Raw genomic sequence first — 16,486 nt, forward strand, 5'->3', positions numbered from 1 at the left:
GGGCAGGGGTGTGGGACTGCTTCGCTTTACGTCCCCACCCCTGCCCCTCCGGCCCGTCCCCTCCCGTTGTGGGTGGGTGAGAGGGGGGTGGGGGCGGGCCTGGGAGGTCACCGCACGGTTTGTGGGTGGCCTTCTCCCGCCCTGTGTGGGCCTTCTCCCGCCCCTTGTCAGCGCTTGGCGTGGCGGCCGCGGCGGGGCTCTGCGGGGGTGGCGTGGGGGTGGTCCGTGGGGTGGGGCGGGGTGGGCTGGGCGTTCTTCGACTTGCTGCGGGCGCGGAGGTACTCGATGGCGATCGGTACGACCGAGATCAGCACGATCGCGACCAGGATCAGCTCGATGTGCTTGTGGACGAACTCGACCTTGCCCAGGGAGGCGCCGAGCAGCGTGACGCCCGCGCCCCACAGGGCGCCGCCGATGAGGTTGAAGGTGATGAAGGAGCGGTAGTTCATCCGGCTCACACCGGCGATGATCGGCGTGAAGGTGCGCACGATCGGGACGAAGCGGGCCAGGATCAGCGACTTGGGGCCGTGCTTCTCGAAGAACTCATGCGCCTTCTCGACGTTCTCCTGCTTGAAGAGGCGGGAGTCGGGGCGCTTGAAGAGCGAGGGGCCGACCTTGCGGCCGAAGAGATAGCCGGCCTGGTCGCCGAGGACGGCGGCCAGGACGATCAGCGAGCACACCATCCACAGCGGCCGGTCGAGCTTGTTCGTCGTCACCAGCAGACCGGTGGTGAACAGGAGCGAGTCGCCCGGCAGGAAGAAGCCGATCAGCAGGCCGGACTCCGCGAAGACGATGACCAGGACGCCGATCAGGCCGAATGTCGCGATGAGATAGTCCGGGTCCAGCCACTGGGGGCCGAGCGCGAGAGTATTCACGGGGTGAAGGCTCCTGGGTCGAGGGCGCCGGATCGTGCGGTGCGAGGGGGCGAAGCGACGGGATGAAGGCGCGTGTGCGGCCAAAACTATCAACGCCGAGCGGCCCGCCTTGGTTCCAGGCGGGCCCAGGCCCCACCCGACGGCCCCCGACCGCTGGCCGCTCCCAGGGGGCCGGGTGATGCTGGCCGTAAGGAGGTGCGCGCCATGGGCATCGAGGAATACGGCGGTGGACAGCATGCGCAGTCCGACGTCCTGGTGGTGACGACCAACGACGTTCCGGGGTTTCACGTGGAACGGGTGATCGGCGAGGTCTTCGGCCTGACGGTGCGCTCACGGCACCTCGGCAGCCAGATCGGCGCGGGCCTGAAATCGATGATCGGTGGCGAGCTGCGGGGCCTGACCAAGACCCTGGTGGAGACCCGTAACCAGGCGATGGAACGGCTGGTGGACCAGGCCCGCTCGCGCGGTGCGAACGCGGTGCTGATGTTCCGCTTCGATGTCACGGAGGCCGCCGACGTGGGCACCGAGGTGTGTGCCTACGGAACGGCCGTGGTGCTCTCCCCACAGGGCTGACCCCGTAGCGCGCTCCGTACGGGCCGGGGGCGCGCTCCCCGGCCCGTACGGATCACTGGTGACGGGCCGCGTTGGCCAGGATCGCGTCCCGCAGGTACCCGGCGAGGCCGGTCCGGATCGCGTCATAGGTGGCGGTGAAGCGCTCGTCGGTGACATAGATCTCGCCGAGGCAGGTGTGCAGCTCGTGCGAGCAGTCGTAGTACGCGTCGCAGATGAACTGCCGGTGCTCCTCGGCGACCTCCATGGCCGCCGGGGAGTCCGCCGGCACCCCCTCGGCGAGCAGGTCCGCCATCTTCCGGTGGAGGGCGTCGAGCTGCGTCGTCAGCCGCTTCCAGTCCTCCTTGGTGTACGCGGCCGTCCTGCGCTGCGACTCCTTGTATGCCTCGGTGTGGCCCCAGCGCTCCTCGACCTCCGCCGCGTGCTCGTCCGGGTCGAAGTCCCCGAAGACCTCGAACTTCTCCTCCGGCGTGAGCCGTACGTTCATCCTGCGTGCCTCCATCGCGTGTTCGACGGCGGCGGCCATCTTCTGGAGCTTCTCGATCCGTTCGGTCAGCAGGTGGTGCTGGCGCCGCAGATGCTCCCGCGGGTCCACGTCCGGATCGTCCACGAGGGCCGCGACCTCATCGAGCGGAAAACCGAGCTCCCGGTAGAAGAGGATCCGCTGCAACCGGTCCAGGTCGTCCTCGCCGTAGCGCCGGTGACCTGCGTGATTGCGCTCGCCGGGCTGGAGCAGCCCGATCTCGTCGTAGTGGTGCAGGGTGCGCACCGTCACACCGGCGAAGGTCGCGACCTGCCCTACCGAATAGCTCACTTCCGCTCCCTTGCTGAGTACGCGCACCACGATGCGGCCTCACGCCGCGTGAGGTGCAAGTCCGCATCATGAATACCCGTGAGGCGCCGCAGCGGCGGGTGAGATCCTGCGCCACATGCTGGGGATAACGGATCTGTCCACGTATCTGGTGGGGCTCGCGCTGATCATTCTGCTGCCGGGCCCGAATTCGCTCTACGTCGTGTCGGTGGCGGCCCGGCGCGGCCCGCGGGTGGCGTACCGGGCGGCGGCCGGGGTGCTGTGCGGTGACACGGTGCTGATGACGCTGTCGGCGGGCGGGGTGGCCTCGCTGCTCCAGACCACCCCGGTGCTCTTCGCCGTGGTCAAGTTCGCCGGTGCGGGCTATCTGACGTGGCTGGCGGCCGGGATGCTGCGCGGCGCCTGGGCGCTGTGGCGGGGCCGGGAGGCACGCCGGGCCGAGCGGGGCGAGGAGACGGCCGGGGCGCCGAAGGAGGCCGTGGAGCGGCCGTACCGCAGGGCGCTGGTGGTCAGTCTGCTCAACCCGAAGGCGATTCTGTTCTTCATCTCCTTCTTCGTGCAGTTCGTGGATCCGTCCTATGCCCATCCGGTGCTGTCGTTCCTGACGCTGGGCGCCTGGGCACAGCTGTTCAGCTTCACGTATCTGACGGTCCTGATCTTCAGCGGGACGTTTCTGGCGGCGACCTTCCGCCGCCGCAAGCGGCTGACCGCCGGGCTGTCCGCGGGCGCCGGTGCGGCGTTCCTCGGCTTCGCCGCGAAGCTCTCGCTGGCCGGCGCGAACTAGGGGGTGTCTCTTCGATCTCCGTGGATCAGCCTGCGGCGTCCGGTGCCGTGCATCGCAAGGCGGAGCGTCTCCCTCGGACTGGGTGTCCGTGGGTGATGCGACAACGCCGCGAGGTGCGGTGCCGGACGCCGCAGGCCCACGGAGATCGGAGAGACACCCCCTGAGCCGGCGCCCGCAGCCGGCGCCCGCAGCCGGCGCGCACCCACGGGCGGGTGGCGGTCCTCAGGGGCGGCCGCCCGCCCGTGGCGCTTCCACTGGGTGAACCCTGGAGGCCACGTACCCCCTATGCCCTTATTGTCGGGTTCGAGGAGGTGCGTCGATGCCCGTGCACGACGTCCATGTCGCCGTCATCTACTACTCGTCGACCGGTACCGTCGCCGAGCTCGCCCGGCTGATCGCGGACGCCGCCGAGCACGCCGGGGCGGATGTACGGCTGCGCCGGGCCGCGGAACTCGCCCCGCAGACCGCGATCGACGCCAACCCGGCCTGGGCCGCCAACGCCGCGGCCACCGCCGACATCATGGAGGCCACCCACGAGGACGTGCTCTGGGCGGACGCGGTGATCTTCGGGACGCCCACCCGCTTCGGCAATGTGACCTCGCAGCTCAAGCAGTACCTCGACACCCTGGGCGGCCTCTGGCAGCAGGGCCGGCTGGCGGACAAGGTCTACAGCGGCTTCACCGCGAGCGCCACCAAGCACGGCGGCCAGGAATCCACGCTGCTGGCGCTCTACCACACCGTCCACCACTTCGGCGGCATCCTCGTGACGCCGGGCTACACCGACCCGGCGAAGTTCTCCGACGGCAATCCCTACGGCACCTCCCATGTCGGTGGCCCGGACACCCCGCTCGACGACGACGCACGCACCGCCGCCCGCATCCAGGCGGAGCGCGTGGTGAAGTTCACCAAAGCCATCAAACACGGCCTTTCACAGGCAAGTTGACGGGTAGGCGCGACAGATGACTCTGCACAAAGGCGCATCGCCATCGGACCGCAGGCAGACCGGGCACCCGGTCAACCCCTTCTACGGGGAGGCCGACCCGGTCGCCGGGATGGAGACCTCGCCACCACGGCACACCCTGCCCGACGGCCCGCTCGCCCCGCACACCGCCTATCAGTTCGTGCACGACGAGCTGATGCTGGACGGCAACTCCCGGCTGAACCTGGCGACGTTCGTCACCACCTGGATGGAGCCGCAGGCCGGCGTCCTGATGGCGGAGTGCCGGGACAAGAACATGATCGACAAGGACGAGTACCCGCGCACCGCCGAACTGGAGAAGCGGTGCGTGGCGATGCTCGCCGACCTGTGGCACGCCCCCGACCCGTCGGCCGCCGTCGGCTGCTCCACCACCGGGTCGAGCGAGGCGTGCATGCTCGCCGGGATGGCCTTCAAACGGCGCTGGATGCAGCGCAACCAGGACCGCTATCCGGGCAGCGCCCGGCCCAACCTGGTCATGGGCGCCAATGTCCAGGTCTGCTGGGAGAAGTTCTGCAACTTCTGGGAGGTCGAGGCGCGCACGGTCCCGATGGAGGGCGACCGCTTCCATCTGGACGCGGCCACGGCCGCCGGGCAGTGCGACGAGAACACCATCGGCGTCGTGGCCATCCTCGGCTCGACCTTCGACGGGTCGTACGAGCCGGTGGCCGACATCTGCGCGGCGCTCGACGAGGTCCAGGAGAAGCGGGGCTGGGACATCCCGGTCCATGTGGACGGCGCCTCCGGCGCCATGATCGCGCCCTTCCTCGACCCGGAGCTGAGCTGGGACTTCCGGCTGCCCCGGGTCGCCTCCATCAACACCTCGGGGCACAAATACGGACTGGTCTACCCGGGCGTCGGCTGGGCGCTGTGGCGCGACACCGAGGCGCTGCCCGAGGAGCTGGTCTTCCGGGTCAACTACCTGGGCGGCGACATGCCGACCTTCGCCCTCAACTTCTCCCGGCCCGGCGCCCAGGTCGCCGCGCAGTACTACACCTTTCTGCGGCTCGGCCGGGAGGGCTTCCGCGCCGTACAGCAGGCGACCCGCGACGTGGCCGGCTCGATGGCCGAACGGATCGGCGCACTGGGCGACTTCAGGCTGCTCACCCACGGCGACCAGCTGCCGGTCTTCGCCTTCACCACCGCGGACCACGTCACCGCGTTCGACGTCTTCGACGTGTCCCGGCGGATGCGGGAGCGCGGCTGGCTGCTGCCCGCCTACACCTTCCCCCCGAACCGCGAGGACCTGTCCGTCCTGCGGGTGGTCTGCCGCAACGGCTTCTCCATGGACCTCGCCGATCTGTTCCTCGCGGACCTGGAGCAGCTGCTGACCGAACTCCGGCAGCAGCCGGGCCCGATGCAGCGCCCGGAGAGCGTCGCCACGGCCTTCCACCACTGAGGGGCGTACGGCCGAAACGGCCGCCGGGCGGAGCGGGGCGGGCGGGCCCCGGTCAGCGGGCCTCCGAAGCGGCCCCGCCGTCGCCTGCGCCGTCCCCCGCGTCCTGCGCGTCCTGCGCGTCCTGCGCGTCCTGCGCGTCCTGCGCGTCCTGCGCGTCCTGCGCGTCCTGCGTCGTCGCGTACGGGTTCTCCTGCCCCTCCGCGAGCACGCCCACGAACGGCTCCCCCTCGCCGGCGAAGACATACGCCCCGCCCTCGATCCGCTCGATCAGCCCCTGGGTCCACGCGGCGCCGCTGTCCGCGGCGTGCACCCACATATGCATGATCTCGCCGATGTGCCCGAGCTGTTCGGGTCCGCCCTCGGGGGTGTAGTAGCCGGTGACCGTGCCCCGCCACTCCCGCAGGCCCCGGACCCGCTCCTTGAGCAGCGCCACCGCCTCGGCCCGCGGCAGATCGACCACGAAGCCGATGCCCGCGCTGAGCATGTCGGTCTTCTGGTCGTGCTGGGAGAGCGCGGCACGCAGCAGCGCGAAATACTCCGTCGCGCCCGCCGCGGTCAGCTCGTACTCGGTACGCGGCGGGCCGCCGACGGTGCTGGGCGCGATGTCGTGCGCGCGCAGCAGCCCTTCCTTGGCCATCTGCTTGAGCGCGTGGTAGATCGAGCCGGGTTTGGCGTTGGACCACTCATGGGCGCCCCAGTACTCCAGGTCGTTGCGCACCTGGTAGCCGTGCGCCCGGCCGTGCTGCCGCACGGCGCCCAGTACCAACAGCCGGATCGCCGACATCGTCTCCTCAATCCCTCGCGCGCCCCTTCCGCCAGCCTAAGGGCGCGCGAGGCCCCCGCCCGCTACCCCTCCCGCCCGGCCCGCTCCTCGTCCACCAGCTCGAAGGCCGTCTTGCCGTCGAGGGACTCGCGGATGATGTCGGCGTGGCCGGCGTGCCGGGCCGTCTCCTCGATCAGGTGCAGCAGCAGCCAGCGCATCGACTGCCGGGCCTCCGGCGGGAACCACGGCGCCGCGGGCAGCGGGAAGGTGTCGTTCAGGCTGGGCACGGAGCGGATGAACTCCTCCGTCCGCTTCGCCACGCGCTCCCAGAACGCCAGTACCTCGGCCAGGGTCTCGCCGTCGGCCAGCTGGAAGCTCAGATGCCAGGTGTCCTGGGTCCGCTCGATGGAGTGCGGCAGCTCCTGGGCGGTCTCGACCCAGCCCTGCTCGGTCTCCGCGACATGCTTGACCAGTCCGGCCAGCGACAGCTCACTGGCGCTCGGCCGCTGGGTCGCCCGGTCATCGGTCAGTCCCAGGACCGCCCGGCGCAGCCCGCCGCGCTGGGCCTCCAGGAAGGCCAGCAGCGCGCCGGTCTCGTCGCCGTGGGCCTCGGCGAGAACGTGAGTGGGCATGGGGTCCACCTTTCGTGACGTCCCTCGGCGGCCGGCCCGTCGCCGTCCGCCTTCCGACAGCACTCAACGTAGGAGCCCTTGCGGTCAGCTTCTGTCCGCAACGCGCCACGGGTTGTCACCGATCCCTGCGGACCGGGCAGCCCGCCTAGAACGGGAACTGCGACCGCCCGTGCTGGATGGAGATCCACTTGGTCGTGGTGAAAGCCTCCACCATCGCGTCACCGTTCAGCCGCCCCACCCCGGAGCTCTTCTCGCCACCGAAGGGCACGATCGGCTCGTCGTGCACCGTGGCGTCGTTGACGTGGAACATCCCGGTGTCGATGCGCTTGGCGAACCGCACCCCGCGCTCGATGTCACCGGTGTGCACGGCGCCGCTGAGCCCGAACGAGGTCGCGTTGGTCAGCCGCACCGCCTCCTCGTCACCGTCGAACGGCACCAGCAGCACGACGGGCCCGAAGATCTCCTGCCGCAGCAGCGGGGAGTCCTCCGGCAGCCCGCCCAGCACGCTCGGCGCGACCAGCGTGCCCCGGGTCTCGCCATGGAGGAGCGCCGTGGCGCCGTCCTCGACCGCGCGGTCCACCAGCGCGGCGATCGCCTCGGCCTGGCCCTCGTTGATCAGCGGGCCGATATGGGTCTGCGGATCGGTGGGGTCCCCCACCTTGAGCGAGGCGACCTTGGCGACGAACTTCTCGGTGAACTCCCGCTCCACGGCGCGGTCCACCAGCACCCGGTTCGCGGCCATACAGACCTGGCCCTGGTGGACGAAGCGGCTGAAGACGGCGGCGTCCACCGCGTAGTCGATATCGGCGTCGTCGAGGACCACCAGGGCGCTGTTGCCGCCCAGCTCCAGCACCGTGTGCTTGAAATTCGCGGCGGCGACCGTCGCGACATGCCGGCCGACCTTCTCGGAGCCGGTGAAGGAGATGGTCTTGGGCACCGGGTGCTCGATCAGCGCGTCACCGATCTCGGCGATGTCCGTGACGACGACGTTCAGCAGCCCGGCCGGCAGCCCGGCCTCCTCGAAGATCTTGGCGACCAGACCGCCGCCGCAGACCGGGGTGTTCTGGTGCGGCTTGAGGACCACGGCGTTGCCGAGCGCGAGGGCCGGCGCCACGGACTTGAGCGACAGCAGGAAGGGGAAGTTGAAGGGGCTGATGACGCCGACGACACCGACCGGCAGCCGGTAGAGGCGGTTCTCCTTGCCGTCGATGGGCGAGGGCAGGATGCGGCCCTCGGCACGCAGCGCCAGCTGAATGGCCTCGCGCAGGAACTCCTTGGCCAGATGGAGCTCGAAGCCCACCTTGGCCAGCGTCCCGCCGACCTCCGCGGCGATCGTCTCGCCCAGTTCCGCGGCACGGTCGTCGATGATCCGCAGCGCGCGCTCGAAGACGAGCCGCCGGGTGTACGGATTGGTGGCGCCCCACTCCCGCTGCGCGCGTTCGGCGGCACGGTATGCCTGGTCGATCTCCGCTACCGTGGCGACGGGTATGGAGGTCAGTTTCTCGCCGTTGTACGGATTGAAATCGACGATGTCCCACGAGCCGCTGCCGGAGCGCCACTCACCGTCGATGAACTGATACGCCAACTCGTCGAAGTAGGACATGCCATCCCGATCTGGAGAACAGGGCGCTCAGGGCGCCGCATTGGGGGGTGCTGACTCCTGATGGTGCGCCATCCTACCGACGCGTCACATGAGTTGGAGCAGCCCGCGCAAGAGGTCTCTGCTCTCCGCCGGATTCGGCCCCTCTTCCTGGAGCCGGTCCATCACCCTGGCGTACTGGGCGACTTCCTCGGGCTTGTCCACATACAGCGCGCTCGTCAGCTGCTCCAGATAGACGACGTCCGGCAGACCCGACTCCTGGAAGCCGAGCATGGTGAACGCCCCGCTCTCCCCCGCGTGCCCGCCCAGACTGAAGGGCATCACCTGGAGCCGCACATTGGGCCGCTCGGACACCTCGATCAGATGCTTCAGCTGCTCGCGCATCACCGCGCGTTCGCCGTACGGGCGCCGTAGCGCGGCCTCGTCCAGCACACAGTGGAACTGCGCCGAGCGCTCGGCCACCAGCAGCTTCTGCCGCTCCATGCGGAGCGCGACCCGTCTCTCGATCTCCGCGGCCCCGGCGTCCGGCATGCCCCGTCTGACGACGGCCTGCGCATAGCTCTCGGTCTGCAACAGCCCGTGGACGAACTGGACTTCATAGACCCGGAGCAGCGACGTGGCGCCTTCCAGACCCACATACGTCTGGAACCACCCGGGCAGCACATCGCTGTAACTGTGCCACCAGCCCGCGACATTCGCCTCCCGCGCCAGGGAGAGCAGCGCCTCGCGCTCCTGTGCGTCGCCGACCCCGTACAGGGTGAGCAGATCCTCCACATCCCGTGCCTTGAAGCTCACGCGGCCCAACTCCATGCGGCTGATCTTCGATTCGGACGCACGGATCGAGTAGCCGGCCGCCTCACGGGTTATCCCACGCGATTCACGCAGCCGGCGGAGCTGCGACCCGAGCAGGATCCGCCGTACCACCGACCCGCTCGACTCACTTGCGGACACCTCTCAGACCCTCCTGTGACCCCACCCCGTCCAACAGAGGGCCGCAAGTCTGCCACGTTCGGGCTTCGTTGAGTGCTCATCCGGTTACGGATACGTGAGGCCCCCGCAAGCCCTCCACACAAAGTGGTGGGAAGAATTCCGGGTAAATCGGCGCACGTCCCCGCAATCACGTCACGTGCACGTGCATCTGCCCTTGCATCTGTCTCGCGCATTGGGAACCATAGGCGTCGCACGCATGCACGCTCGTGAAAGATCCGCCAGATCCGGCTGCCCGGCCAGGGTCATGACGTCCGCGAACGCCAGGAGTGCCTCGCATGGGGACCAAGGTTTTGACCATGCTCGAGCCGTTATGGCAGGGCTTTCCTCCCGTCGACCCCCTGGCCGTCTCCGGATCCGCATCCCGCACGCTCCCACCGCGCTATGAATCGGTGCGCAGTGCACGGGCGTTCACCCGCGAGACCCTTCAGGGCTGGGAGCTGGACGAGCTCTTCGACTCGGTCGCCCTGGTCGTCTCCGAACTCGTGACCAATGCCCTGCGGCACGCGATCCTCGCCGCCCCGGAGCACACCGACGCCGCCCCGCCCGCCCGGCTGCATCTGATGCGCTGGTCCTCCCGGCTGGTCTGCGCCGTACGGGACCCGAGCGATGACTCACCGGTCGCCGGCGAGGCGGACTCCGCCGCGGAATCGGGGCGCGGGCTGTATCTCGTGGACTCCTTCAGCGACAGCTGGGGCTGGCACCCGCTGGCCGGCGCCACGCACGGCAAGATCGTGTGGGCGCTCTTCCGGCTGCCGTAGCCGCTGTGCACACCGGGCGTACCGCTATAGGCGGGCGCCCGGTTGTTCTGTGTGCGTCCGGGACACGCGCTCAGTCCCGTACGAGATGGTCGAACTCCCCGTCCTTGATGCCGAGCAGCATCGCCCGCACCTCGGCCGGCGTGTAGATGAGCGCCGGGCCGTCCGGGAATCGGGAGTTGCGCACCGCGATGTCACCCCCGGGCAGCTTGGCGAACTCCACGCAGGAGCCCTGGGAGTTGCTGTGCCTGCTCTTCTGCCATGCCACATCACGGAGATCTGTGGCGGCCATGCCGTTGTATGCGTGGGGCACAGGGGTCTCCCGGTGATAAATGGTGTCAACTGCCCGGGATCATAGCTGCGTTCACATGCGGATGCATGCGCAGATGCACGTGCACGACACCCGGTACCGAGGCCGTCACAGCTCGTCGAACGCTGTCACCGACCCCTCACGGAGGGTCGTCTGCCGGCCGCCGTCCCTGACGCGATGCGCCGTCACCTGGTACGGATCGACCGGGCGAGACTCTCAGCCACAAGGACGAGACGTGTGCCACGCCCTCCGGGTTCCGCCACCGGGCCCGCTGTCCGCCCGGAACGAGGGCCCCGCCCCTGCGCACACCCCCGCACAAACGAAGGAGCTTCCCTACGCACCGGACGTAGGGAAGCTCCTGCCCGTCACCGGACGGCGGTCCTCACCGCGACGCGTAGGGCAGCAGCGCCATCTCCCGCGCGTTCTTGATCGCACGGGCCAGCAGGCGCTGCTGCTGCGCGCTGACCCGGGTGATCCGGCGGCTCCGTATCTTGCCGCGGTCCGAAAGGAACTTCCGCAGAAGATCGGTGTCCTTGTAATCGATGTAGGTGACGCCTGCCGCGTCCAGCGGGTTACGGCGGGGTGCGGGTGTCCGGCGCGGGTCGTGCCGTCGGGGCATGGGGAGCTTCCTTGTGCGTACGGAGGGACCGGTCCGGTGCGGACGGACGCGGCCCGGTTTACGAAACGGGGTCGAGGAGGGCGTCGAAGGCGGGCGGCAGGCTCTTCCAGGCCGGCGGGCCGCCCGCGAACTCGGCGTCGGTGAGCAGACAGGAGTCCAGCAGGGACCGCAGGCCCTCGCGGTCCAGGTCCGGCGAGGTGAAGACCAGATGCTGGGTGCGGTCACCGTGCTCGGGGTGCCAGTCCAGCGCGGCGGCGGCCCGGCGGGCCGGCGGCACCATCTCCCAGGCGGCGTCCGGCAGCGCGGCCAGCCACGGCCCGGCGTTCTCCACACACAGCGCGCCGCCGGCCGCGTCCCAGGACAGCAGCGTGTCCGGGCGGTCGGCCAGCCAGAACCGGCCCCGGCTGCGCACGGCCGCACAGGTCAGGTCCTCCAGCGCGGCATAGAGCCGCTCGGGGTGGAAGGGCCGGGACCGCCGCCACACCAGCGTGCCGACCCCCTCCGCGTCGGCCTCCTGCGGCAGCAGCGCACAGGCCGGGTGCTGACGGTCCGCGGCCGCGGCCACATCGAACCCGGCCAGCGCGGCGGCCGCCAACTCCCCTGATTCCACCGGGACCCGGTGTGCCGTCGGGTGCAGCTGGTCGAGCAGCGCCAGGTCGGCGGGCTCGGCCGGCTCCTCCCCCGTCGCGATCGCCAGCACCGGCGCGTACTCCAGCTGCCGCGCCCAGGTGTCGGCGACCGTGCGCTCGTCGGAGGCCGCGGCGGCGAGGCCCGCCTCCGCGAGGTCGTCCCCGCAGCCCAGGTAGGCCGTCAGCAGCGCCGGGTCAACAGCGGTGACCACACCGGTCAGCGCGAGGTTCTCGCTGCCGCAGGCGGTGACCACTTCGGCCATCGCCTTGGGCTCGACCGAGTCCCACAGCTCGACGATCGCCAGCCGGCAGGTCCGGCCGGCGGCCAGCCGCTCCAATTCGGGCACCAGGTCCTCGCGCAGCGCACAGCAGGCGCAGTCATTGACCAGCGGGGCGTCCCCGGTGTCGAGCGTGCCGCCCCCGTCACGGACGGTGCGCCGCACAGTGCCTTCGGTGGCCGAGGCGAGGTCGTGGTGCAGGGCGACACTGCCGGGGACGGTCCGCAGCAGCCGCTCGACGGCGGCCTGCCGCGCATCCGCGTGCAGGCCGCCCACCAGCACGACGTTGAGCCGCTCCATCAGCGGGCCCGCGTGCCGTAACGGCGCTCGAACCGCTCGACGCGGCCCGCGGTGTCCAGCACCCGGGCGGTGCCCGTGTAGAAGGGGTGGCTCGCCGAGGAGATCTCGACGTCGATGACGGGATAGGTGTTCCCGTCCTCCCACTCCACCGTCTTCTCACTGGTGGAGGTCGAGCGGGTCAGGAAGGCGAAGCCGGCGGCCCGGTCGCGGAAGACGACCGGCCCGTAGGCGGGGTGGATTCCAGACTTCACGGTGCTCAGCGCTCCTCTCGGAAAGCGACGTGCCGGCCGGCCACCGGGTCGTACTTGCGCAGTTCCAGGCGGTCGGGGTCGTTACGGCGGTTCTTGCGGGTCACGTAGGTGTAGCCGGTGCCGGCGGTGGACCGGAGCTTGACGACCGGGCGTAGTTCGTTGCGGGCCATGTGGTTAGTATACGGAAATGGTTTCCATTTTCAATAGGCCCTCACCTGGGCCGACGACCGAAGGGATCGCCCCGTGTCCGCCCACTGCCAGCTGACCGGCCGCGTGCCGGGCTTCGGCAAAGCCGTCTCCCACTCGCACCGCCGCACCCCCCGCCGCTTCGACCCCAACATCCAGCGCAAGCGCTACTGGCTCCAGAGCGAGGGCCGGCACATCCGGCTCACGCTGAGCGCCAAGGGCATCAGGACGGTGGACACGATCGGGATCGAGGCGGCCGTCGCCCGTATCCGCGCACGAGGAGGAAAGGTCTGATGGCCAAGCAGAGCAAGATCGCCAAGAACGAGAGGCGCCGCGCGACGGTCGCCCGCTACGCGGCCCGGCGCGCCGTCCTCAAGGCCCTGATCCGCAGCCCGCACACGCCGGAGGAGGAGCGCACCGCCGCCCGCCGCGAGCTGTCCCGCCAGCCGCGGGACGCCAGCGCCACCCGGGTACGCAACCGCGACAGCGTCGACGGCCGCCCGCGCGGCTACTTCCGCGCCTTCGGCCTGTCCCGCGTACGGCTGCGCGAACAGGCCCACGCGGGCTACCTGCCGGGCGTCCGCAAGTCCAGCTGGTAGCCACCGCACCGGCCGTCCGGCCCCGGGGCGCCCCCTGGACCGGACGGCCGGACCCTTCGGGTAATACTGGACAGACCGTCCGTCGCCCCCGACGAAAGCGAGGCGCCCGTGCTCCGCAACGCCTTCGAGCCCTGGCACCTGATCCTGATCATCGCGGTCCTGGTACTGCTCTTCGGCTCGAAGAAGCTGCCCGACATGGCGCGCGGCCTGGGCCGCTCGATGCGCATCCTCAAGTCCGAGGCGCGGGCCCTCCAGGACGACAAGCGAGCCGAGGCGCCCCGTACGGCCGAGGCCCCCCGCCAGGAGGCCGGGACCCCCCGCCAGGAATCCGCCGCCCGGCACTGACCCGGAGGGGGCGTCCCTCAGTGGTCGCCGCCCTCGTCGATCAGCCGCCGCACCTCGCGGTCGATCAGGCCCAGCCGGGCCTCGGCGACCAGCGGCACCGCACGGCGCTGCCGCCGCGCCTCGGCGAGATCGATCTCCACGGCGACCAGCGCGGGCTCCCACTTGGGCGCCTGTGCCACCACGGCACCCCGCGGGTCCACCACCCGCGAGCCGCCCCAGAACGCCGCCCCGTGCTCATTGCCCACCCGGTTCACGAAGACCACCCAGCACTGGAGCATCTTCGCCGTATAGGACAGCAGGGTGTCCCAGTACAGGCCGGTGTCCATCGCCTCCGGGTCCAGACTCGCCGCGCTGTTCGTCGGCACGAACAGCACCTCGGCGCCGTCCTGCACCGCCAGCCACGGCAGCGCCGGCTGCCAGGCGTCATTGCACACCAGCGTGGCCCCCCGGCCGCCGCTCCTGGCCCGCTTCAGCTCGTACGCCCGCAGCGACTGCCCCGGGCTGACGTGCTTACGCTCCTCCCACGCCAGGTAGTTGGGGAGATACAGCTTGCGGTGGGCGTGCACCAGCTCCCCGGCCGCGTAGTGGGCCGCGGTGTTGTACGCCCGCAGACTGGTGTGCTCGTGGAAGCCGACCAGTACATCGGGGCCACGGGTGCTGAGCTCCAGCAGCCGCGGGTCGCTCGCCTCCAGGGACTCATCGCGGCCCAGCAAACCCAAGTGATAGCCGTGCAGGCTCAGTTCGGGGAAGACCACAAGATCCACGCCCTGCGCCGCCGCCTGCTCGATCTGCTCGCGGGCGATACCGAGGTTCTCCTCCACCTCACCCAGCACACAGTCGGTCTGCGCCAGCGCAATGAGCATGGCCCCACCTCATTGACCCATCACTTTTGCGGCTTTCACCACAATTTTGCCAGAGGCGGCAGAAGGCGGCACGACCTCGCGGAACATCCGGTTCTGTCCCGCTTCAAACCCCCCGGAGCCCGGTCCCCACCAATGAGCGAAAGAACGATCCTTCCCGTACCGGACACGGGCTTCACACGTTGATCCACACGATCCGTCGCACCTCCGCAGGGCAGCTTCCAGCCGCAGCTCGCCCGGCGATACAGCGGTACGACGGCGCGCGGTCGAACCGTCCGGCGATGCCGACGGGCGGCTCGACCGGGCGGCCGGGGCCGAGCGGCCTGCCGGACCCGCTCGGCCGGCCGCCGACCCCCGGGAACCCCGGGGCCCGGCCGGCCGGCCGCCCGCTCATCTGCGTCGCGTACGGGACCGGCGCAGCAGCAGTACCCCGCCCACCAGAAACCCGCCGCCGGTCGCGGCCAGCGCGGCCAGTTCCTCGGCCCCGGTGGCCGCCAGCAGCGCCGAGCCCGCCGACGCCCCGGCCCGCGCCACCGCGTCCACCCGCGGCCGCTGTGCCTCCTGCGCGGGCCGCGGGGCGGGCCGGGCATGCCTGGGGCCGCGCCCGGGGGTGTGCTCCACCGGCGCCGGGGCCGGGGGCTCGGCCCGCTCCGGGGCCGGGCGCCGCACCGGCTCCGCGCGGCGCTCCGGCTGCGGGGCCGTCCAGTGCACCCCCGGCGCCTGCTCAGCTCCCGGTGGCCGCTGGGCCACCGGCGGGTGCGGTCCGGGCTGCTGCCGCACGGCCGACGCGGGCGGCGTACCGTTCCCGCACGCGTTGCCCATGGCCGGGTTGAGCGCCGCACCCGCGTCGACCGTATTGCCGCACGCATTGACCGGCGCGTCCACGGACACCTGGATGCTGTTCCCGGACAGCACCCCGGGAGAGTTACTCGCTCCTCCCCCGGCGCCGGCGTCCGCGTACGCCGCGCTGCCGCTCGCACCGAGCACACCCGACGCGGCCGCCACGAACACACACGCCTTCAGCCTCTGTCGCATCTCTCATCCCTCCTCTGCGGTCTTGGCGTACGGGCCACCGCCCGCACCCCTCCCCCGTGCCGCTCACACGACCGGGCGGCCGGCAGCGCATACGCGGCGCCGACCGCCCGGGGGCACGAGCGGTGGAACGGCCGAGGCCGTCGGCCGTCAGTGGTTGCCGACTCCGTTGCCCGAGAGGATCGGGATGTCGTCGAGGAGGTGCGACAGCGGGTCGTCGCCCTTCGCCTGCACCGAGTTGTCGGTGCACTGCTGGTTCTGCGCGCTGGACAGCACGTTGATGTCCTGGAGCGCGATCGGCGCCGCACCGGCAAGGACCTGCGCGACCACCTTGCCCACAGCGAGGCAGGGCTTGTTCAGCGAGCCCTGGATGAGCCCGAGCTGGGTGCTCAGCTTTCCGTGCGTGGCGGAGTTGCCGAACACGCTCCTGGTCCCATTGCCGTTGACCGTACTGGTGCCCTCTTGGTCACCGATCGCCATCGCCTGCGGAGCGGCCGCAGCGGAAATCCCGACCAGCGACGCCGCCACAGCCGCGCCCGCGATCATCTTGTTCATCACGAAACCCTTCAGGAGAAGGAACTCCCGGCACGGGAGCCCTATTTGAACAACCCGCCATACCGGCTTGAGTTCCGCACCGTCACCCGAATAGCTGGCACCGGGTATGCAACGAGTGAGGCCGGCTACGTTTGACGACGCCACAGCGCGCGCAATTGTGTACCGACAATGCGACTTGTCGCGCCTGCGGACTCAATTTTCCTGCCGCAATCCCCGGCACGACGCAGGGCCCGCGATTCCGGTCAACGGATTCGCGGGCCCTGCTTCGATACGGACGGCATGCCAATGCCCTGGCAGCCCCATCAAACTAGCAAGGGCATTGGCACGCTTCCCTCCACACACCATTCCCAACGATCCGGTGCGCCGA

At 70.4% G+C, this 16,486-nt stretch carries 22 protein-coding genes; 8 read left to right on the forward strand and 14 right to left on the reverse strand.

Annotated features, from left to right (window positions below; translation table 11 throughout):
* Positions 1 to 167: 167 nt before the first annotated feature.
* Positions 168 to 875: a DedA family protein gene (locus ACFWJW_RS34170; protein ID WP_387248518.1), complete on the reverse strand. Its 708-nt coding sequence runs from the start codon at positions 873 to 875 to the stop codon at positions 168 to 170.
* Positions 876 to 1,079: 204 nt separating this feature from the next.
* Between ACFWJW_RS34170 and ACFWJW_RS34175 the strand changes: the two genes are divergently transcribed.
* Complete coding sequence (locus ACFWJW_RS34175) at positions 1,080 to 1,448, forward strand: YbjQ family protein (RefSeq protein ID WP_190143796.1); 369 nt, start codon at positions 1,080 to 1,082, stop codon at positions 1,446 to 1,448.
* Positions 1,449 to 1,500: 52 nt separating this feature from the next.
* On the opposite strand, the gene ACFWJW_RS34180 is transcribed toward ACFWJW_RS34175, so the two are convergent.
* Entirely contained in the window at positions 1,501 to 2,259 is a 759-nt protein-coding gene (locus ACFWJW_RS34180; protein ID WP_387248520.1) for a MerR family transcriptional regulator, read from the reverse strand.
* A 115-nt stretch (positions 2,260 to 2,374) separates the two neighbouring features.
* Between ACFWJW_RS34180 and leuE the strand changes: the two genes are divergently transcribed.
* From leuE to ACFWJW_RS34195, 3 genes are all read left to right on the forward strand, one after another.
* Positions 2,375 to 3,040, forward strand: a complete 666-nt coding sequence (gene leuE, locus ACFWJW_RS34185; RefSeq protein ID WP_387248522.1) for a leucine efflux protein LeuE — start codon at positions 2,375 to 2,377, stop codon at positions 3,038 to 3,040.
* A gap of 319 nt (positions 3,041 to 3,359) precedes the next feature.
* Entirely contained in the window at positions 3,360 to 3,983 is a 624-nt protein-coding gene (gene wrbA, locus ACFWJW_RS34190) for an NAD(P)H:quinone oxidoreductase (RefSeq protein ID WP_387248524.1), read from the forward strand.
* 16 nt (positions 3,984 to 3,999) lie between these two features.
* Positions 4,000 to 5,415 carry a glutamate decarboxylase gene (locus ACFWJW_RS34195; protein WP_387248526.1) on the forward strand — a complete coding sequence of 472 codons (1,416 nt, stop codon included), beginning with the start codon at positions 4,000 to 4,002 and terminating at the stop codon, positions 5,413 to 5,415.
* A 52-nt stretch (positions 5,416 to 5,467) separates the two neighbouring features.
* Here the strand turns inward: ACFWJW_RS34195 and ACFWJW_RS34200 are convergent, their stop codons facing one another.
* The 4 genes from ACFWJW_RS34200 to ACFWJW_RS34215 all read right to left on the reverse strand — a co-directional run bounded on the left by ACFWJW_RS34200 (position 5,468) and on the right by ACFWJW_RS34215 (position 9,361).
* Complete coding sequence (locus ACFWJW_RS34200) at positions 5,468 to 6,199, reverse strand: PadR family transcriptional regulator (RefSeq protein WP_387248528.1); 732 nt, start codon at positions 6,197 to 6,199, stop codon at positions 5,468 to 5,470.
* A gap of 62 nt (positions 6,200 to 6,261) precedes the next feature.
* A complete protein-coding gene (locus ACFWJW_RS34205) occupies positions 6,262 to 6,810 on the reverse strand; it encodes a DinB family protein (protein ID WP_387248530.1) in 549 nt (182 codons plus the stop codon).
* Positions 6,811 to 6,955: 145 nt separating this feature from the next.
* A complete protein-coding gene (locus ACFWJW_RS34210; protein WP_387248532.1) occupies positions 6,956 to 8,413 on the reverse strand; it encodes an aldehyde dehydrogenase family protein in 1,458 nt (485 codons plus the stop codon).
* Positions 8,414 to 8,497: 84 nt separating this feature from the next.
* Positions 8,498 to 9,361, reverse strand: coding sequence for a helix-turn-helix domain-containing protein (locus ACFWJW_RS34215; protein WP_387248534.1), 864 nt, complete (start codon positions 9,359 to 9,361; stop codon positions 8,498 to 8,500).
* A gap of 314 nt (positions 9,362 to 9,675) precedes the next feature.
* On the opposite strand from ACFWJW_RS34215, the gene ACFWJW_RS34220 reads away from it, so the two are divergent.
* Positions 9,676 to 10,158 (forward strand): ATP-binding protein, encoded by a 483-nt coding sequence (locus tag ACFWJW_RS34220; RefSeq protein ID WP_387248536.1) that lies wholly within the window; start codon positions 9,676 to 9,678, stop codon positions 10,156 to 10,158.
* A gap of 70 nt (positions 10,159 to 10,228) precedes the next feature.
* Here the strand turns inward: ACFWJW_RS34220 and ACFWJW_RS34225 are convergent, their stop codons facing one another.
* From ACFWJW_RS34225 to rpmG, 5 genes are all read right to left on the reverse strand, one after another.
* Entirely contained in the window at positions 10,229 to 10,468 is a 240-nt protein-coding gene (locus ACFWJW_RS34225; protein WP_042150368.1) for a DUF397 domain-containing protein, read from the reverse strand.
* A 379-nt stretch (positions 10,469 to 10,847) separates the two neighbouring features.
* A complete protein-coding gene (rpsR, locus tag ACFWJW_RS34230; protein ID WP_387248538.1) occupies positions 10,848 to 11,084 on the reverse strand; it encodes a 30S ribosomal protein S18 in 237 nt (78 codons plus the stop codon).
* A 58-nt stretch (positions 11,085 to 11,142) separates the two neighbouring features.
* Positions 11,143 to 12,291 carry a CobW family GTP-binding protein gene (locus ACFWJW_RS34235; RefSeq protein ID WP_387248540.1) on the reverse strand — a complete coding sequence of 383 codons (1,149 nt, stop codon included), beginning with the start codon at positions 12,289 to 12,291 and terminating at the stop codon, positions 11,143 to 11,145.
* Entirely contained in the window at positions 12,291 to 12,542 is a 252-nt protein-coding gene (locus ACFWJW_RS34240) for a type B 50S ribosomal protein L31 (protein WP_387248542.1), read from the reverse strand. The genes ACFWJW_RS34235 and ACFWJW_RS34240 overlap by 1 nt, the downstream gene beginning before the upstream one ends.
* A 5-nt stretch (positions 12,543 to 12,547) precedes the next feature.
* On the reverse strand, positions 12,548 to 12,712 hold the full coding sequence (gene rpmG, locus ACFWJW_RS34245) for a 50S ribosomal protein L33 (RefSeq protein WP_006604069.1): 165 nt from the start codon (positions 12,710 to 12,712) through the stop codon (positions 12,548 to 12,550).
* Between the two features lie 73 nt (positions 12,713 to 12,785).
* On the opposite strand from rpmG, the gene rpmB reads away from it, so the two are divergent.
* From rpmB to tatA, 3 genes are all read left to right on the forward strand, one after another.
* Positions 12,786 to 13,022: a 50S ribosomal protein L28 gene (gene rpmB, locus ACFWJW_RS34250; RefSeq protein ID WP_387248544.1), complete on the forward strand. Its 237-nt coding sequence runs from the start codon at positions 12,786 to 12,788 to the stop codon at positions 13,020 to 13,022.
* The gene (rpsN, locus tag ACFWJW_RS34255) at positions 13,022 to 13,327 is read left to right on the forward strand and encodes a 30S ribosomal protein S14 (RefSeq protein WP_387248546.1); all 306 of its coding nucleotides are present in this window, start codon (positions 13,022 to 13,024) and stop codon (positions 13,325 to 13,327) included. Before rpmB ends, rpsN begins: the two co-directional genes overlap by 1 nt.
* A 108-nt stretch (positions 13,328 to 13,435) precedes the next feature.
* Positions 13,436 to 13,672, forward strand: a complete 237-nt coding sequence (gene tatA / locus ACFWJW_RS34260) for a Sec-independent protein translocase subunit TatA (protein ID WP_387248547.1) — start codon at positions 13,436 to 13,438, stop codon at positions 13,670 to 13,672.
* 17 nt (positions 13,673 to 13,689) lie between these two features.
* Here the strand turns inward: tatA and ACFWJW_RS34265 are convergent, their stop codons facing one another.
* From ACFWJW_RS34265 to ACFWJW_RS34275, 3 genes are all read right to left on the reverse strand, one after another.
* Positions 13,690 to 14,535, reverse strand: a complete 846-nt coding sequence (locus tag ACFWJW_RS34265) for a nitrilase-related carbon-nitrogen hydrolase (protein WP_387248549.1) — start codon at positions 14,533 to 14,535, stop codon at positions 13,690 to 13,692.
* Positions 14,536 to 14,922: 387 nt separating this feature from the next.
* Positions 14,923 to 15,567 (reverse strand): chaplin family protein, encoded by a 645-nt coding sequence (locus ACFWJW_RS34270; protein WP_387248551.1) that lies wholly within the window; start codon positions 15,565 to 15,567, stop codon positions 14,923 to 14,925.
* A 147-nt stretch (positions 15,568 to 15,714) separates the two neighbouring features.
* Positions 15,715 to 16,119 carry a rodlin gene (locus ACFWJW_RS34275; protein WP_387248553.1) on the reverse strand — a complete coding sequence of 135 codons (405 nt, stop codon included), beginning with the start codon at positions 16,117 to 16,119 and terminating at the stop codon, positions 15,715 to 15,717.
* Positions 16,120 to 16,486: the final 367 nt, after the last annotated feature.

The sequence above is a fragment of the Streptomyces sp. NPDC127097 genome, assembly GCF_042724075.1.
Lineage (GTDB): Bacteria > Actinomycetota > Actinomycetes > Streptomycetales > Streptomycetaceae > Streptomyces.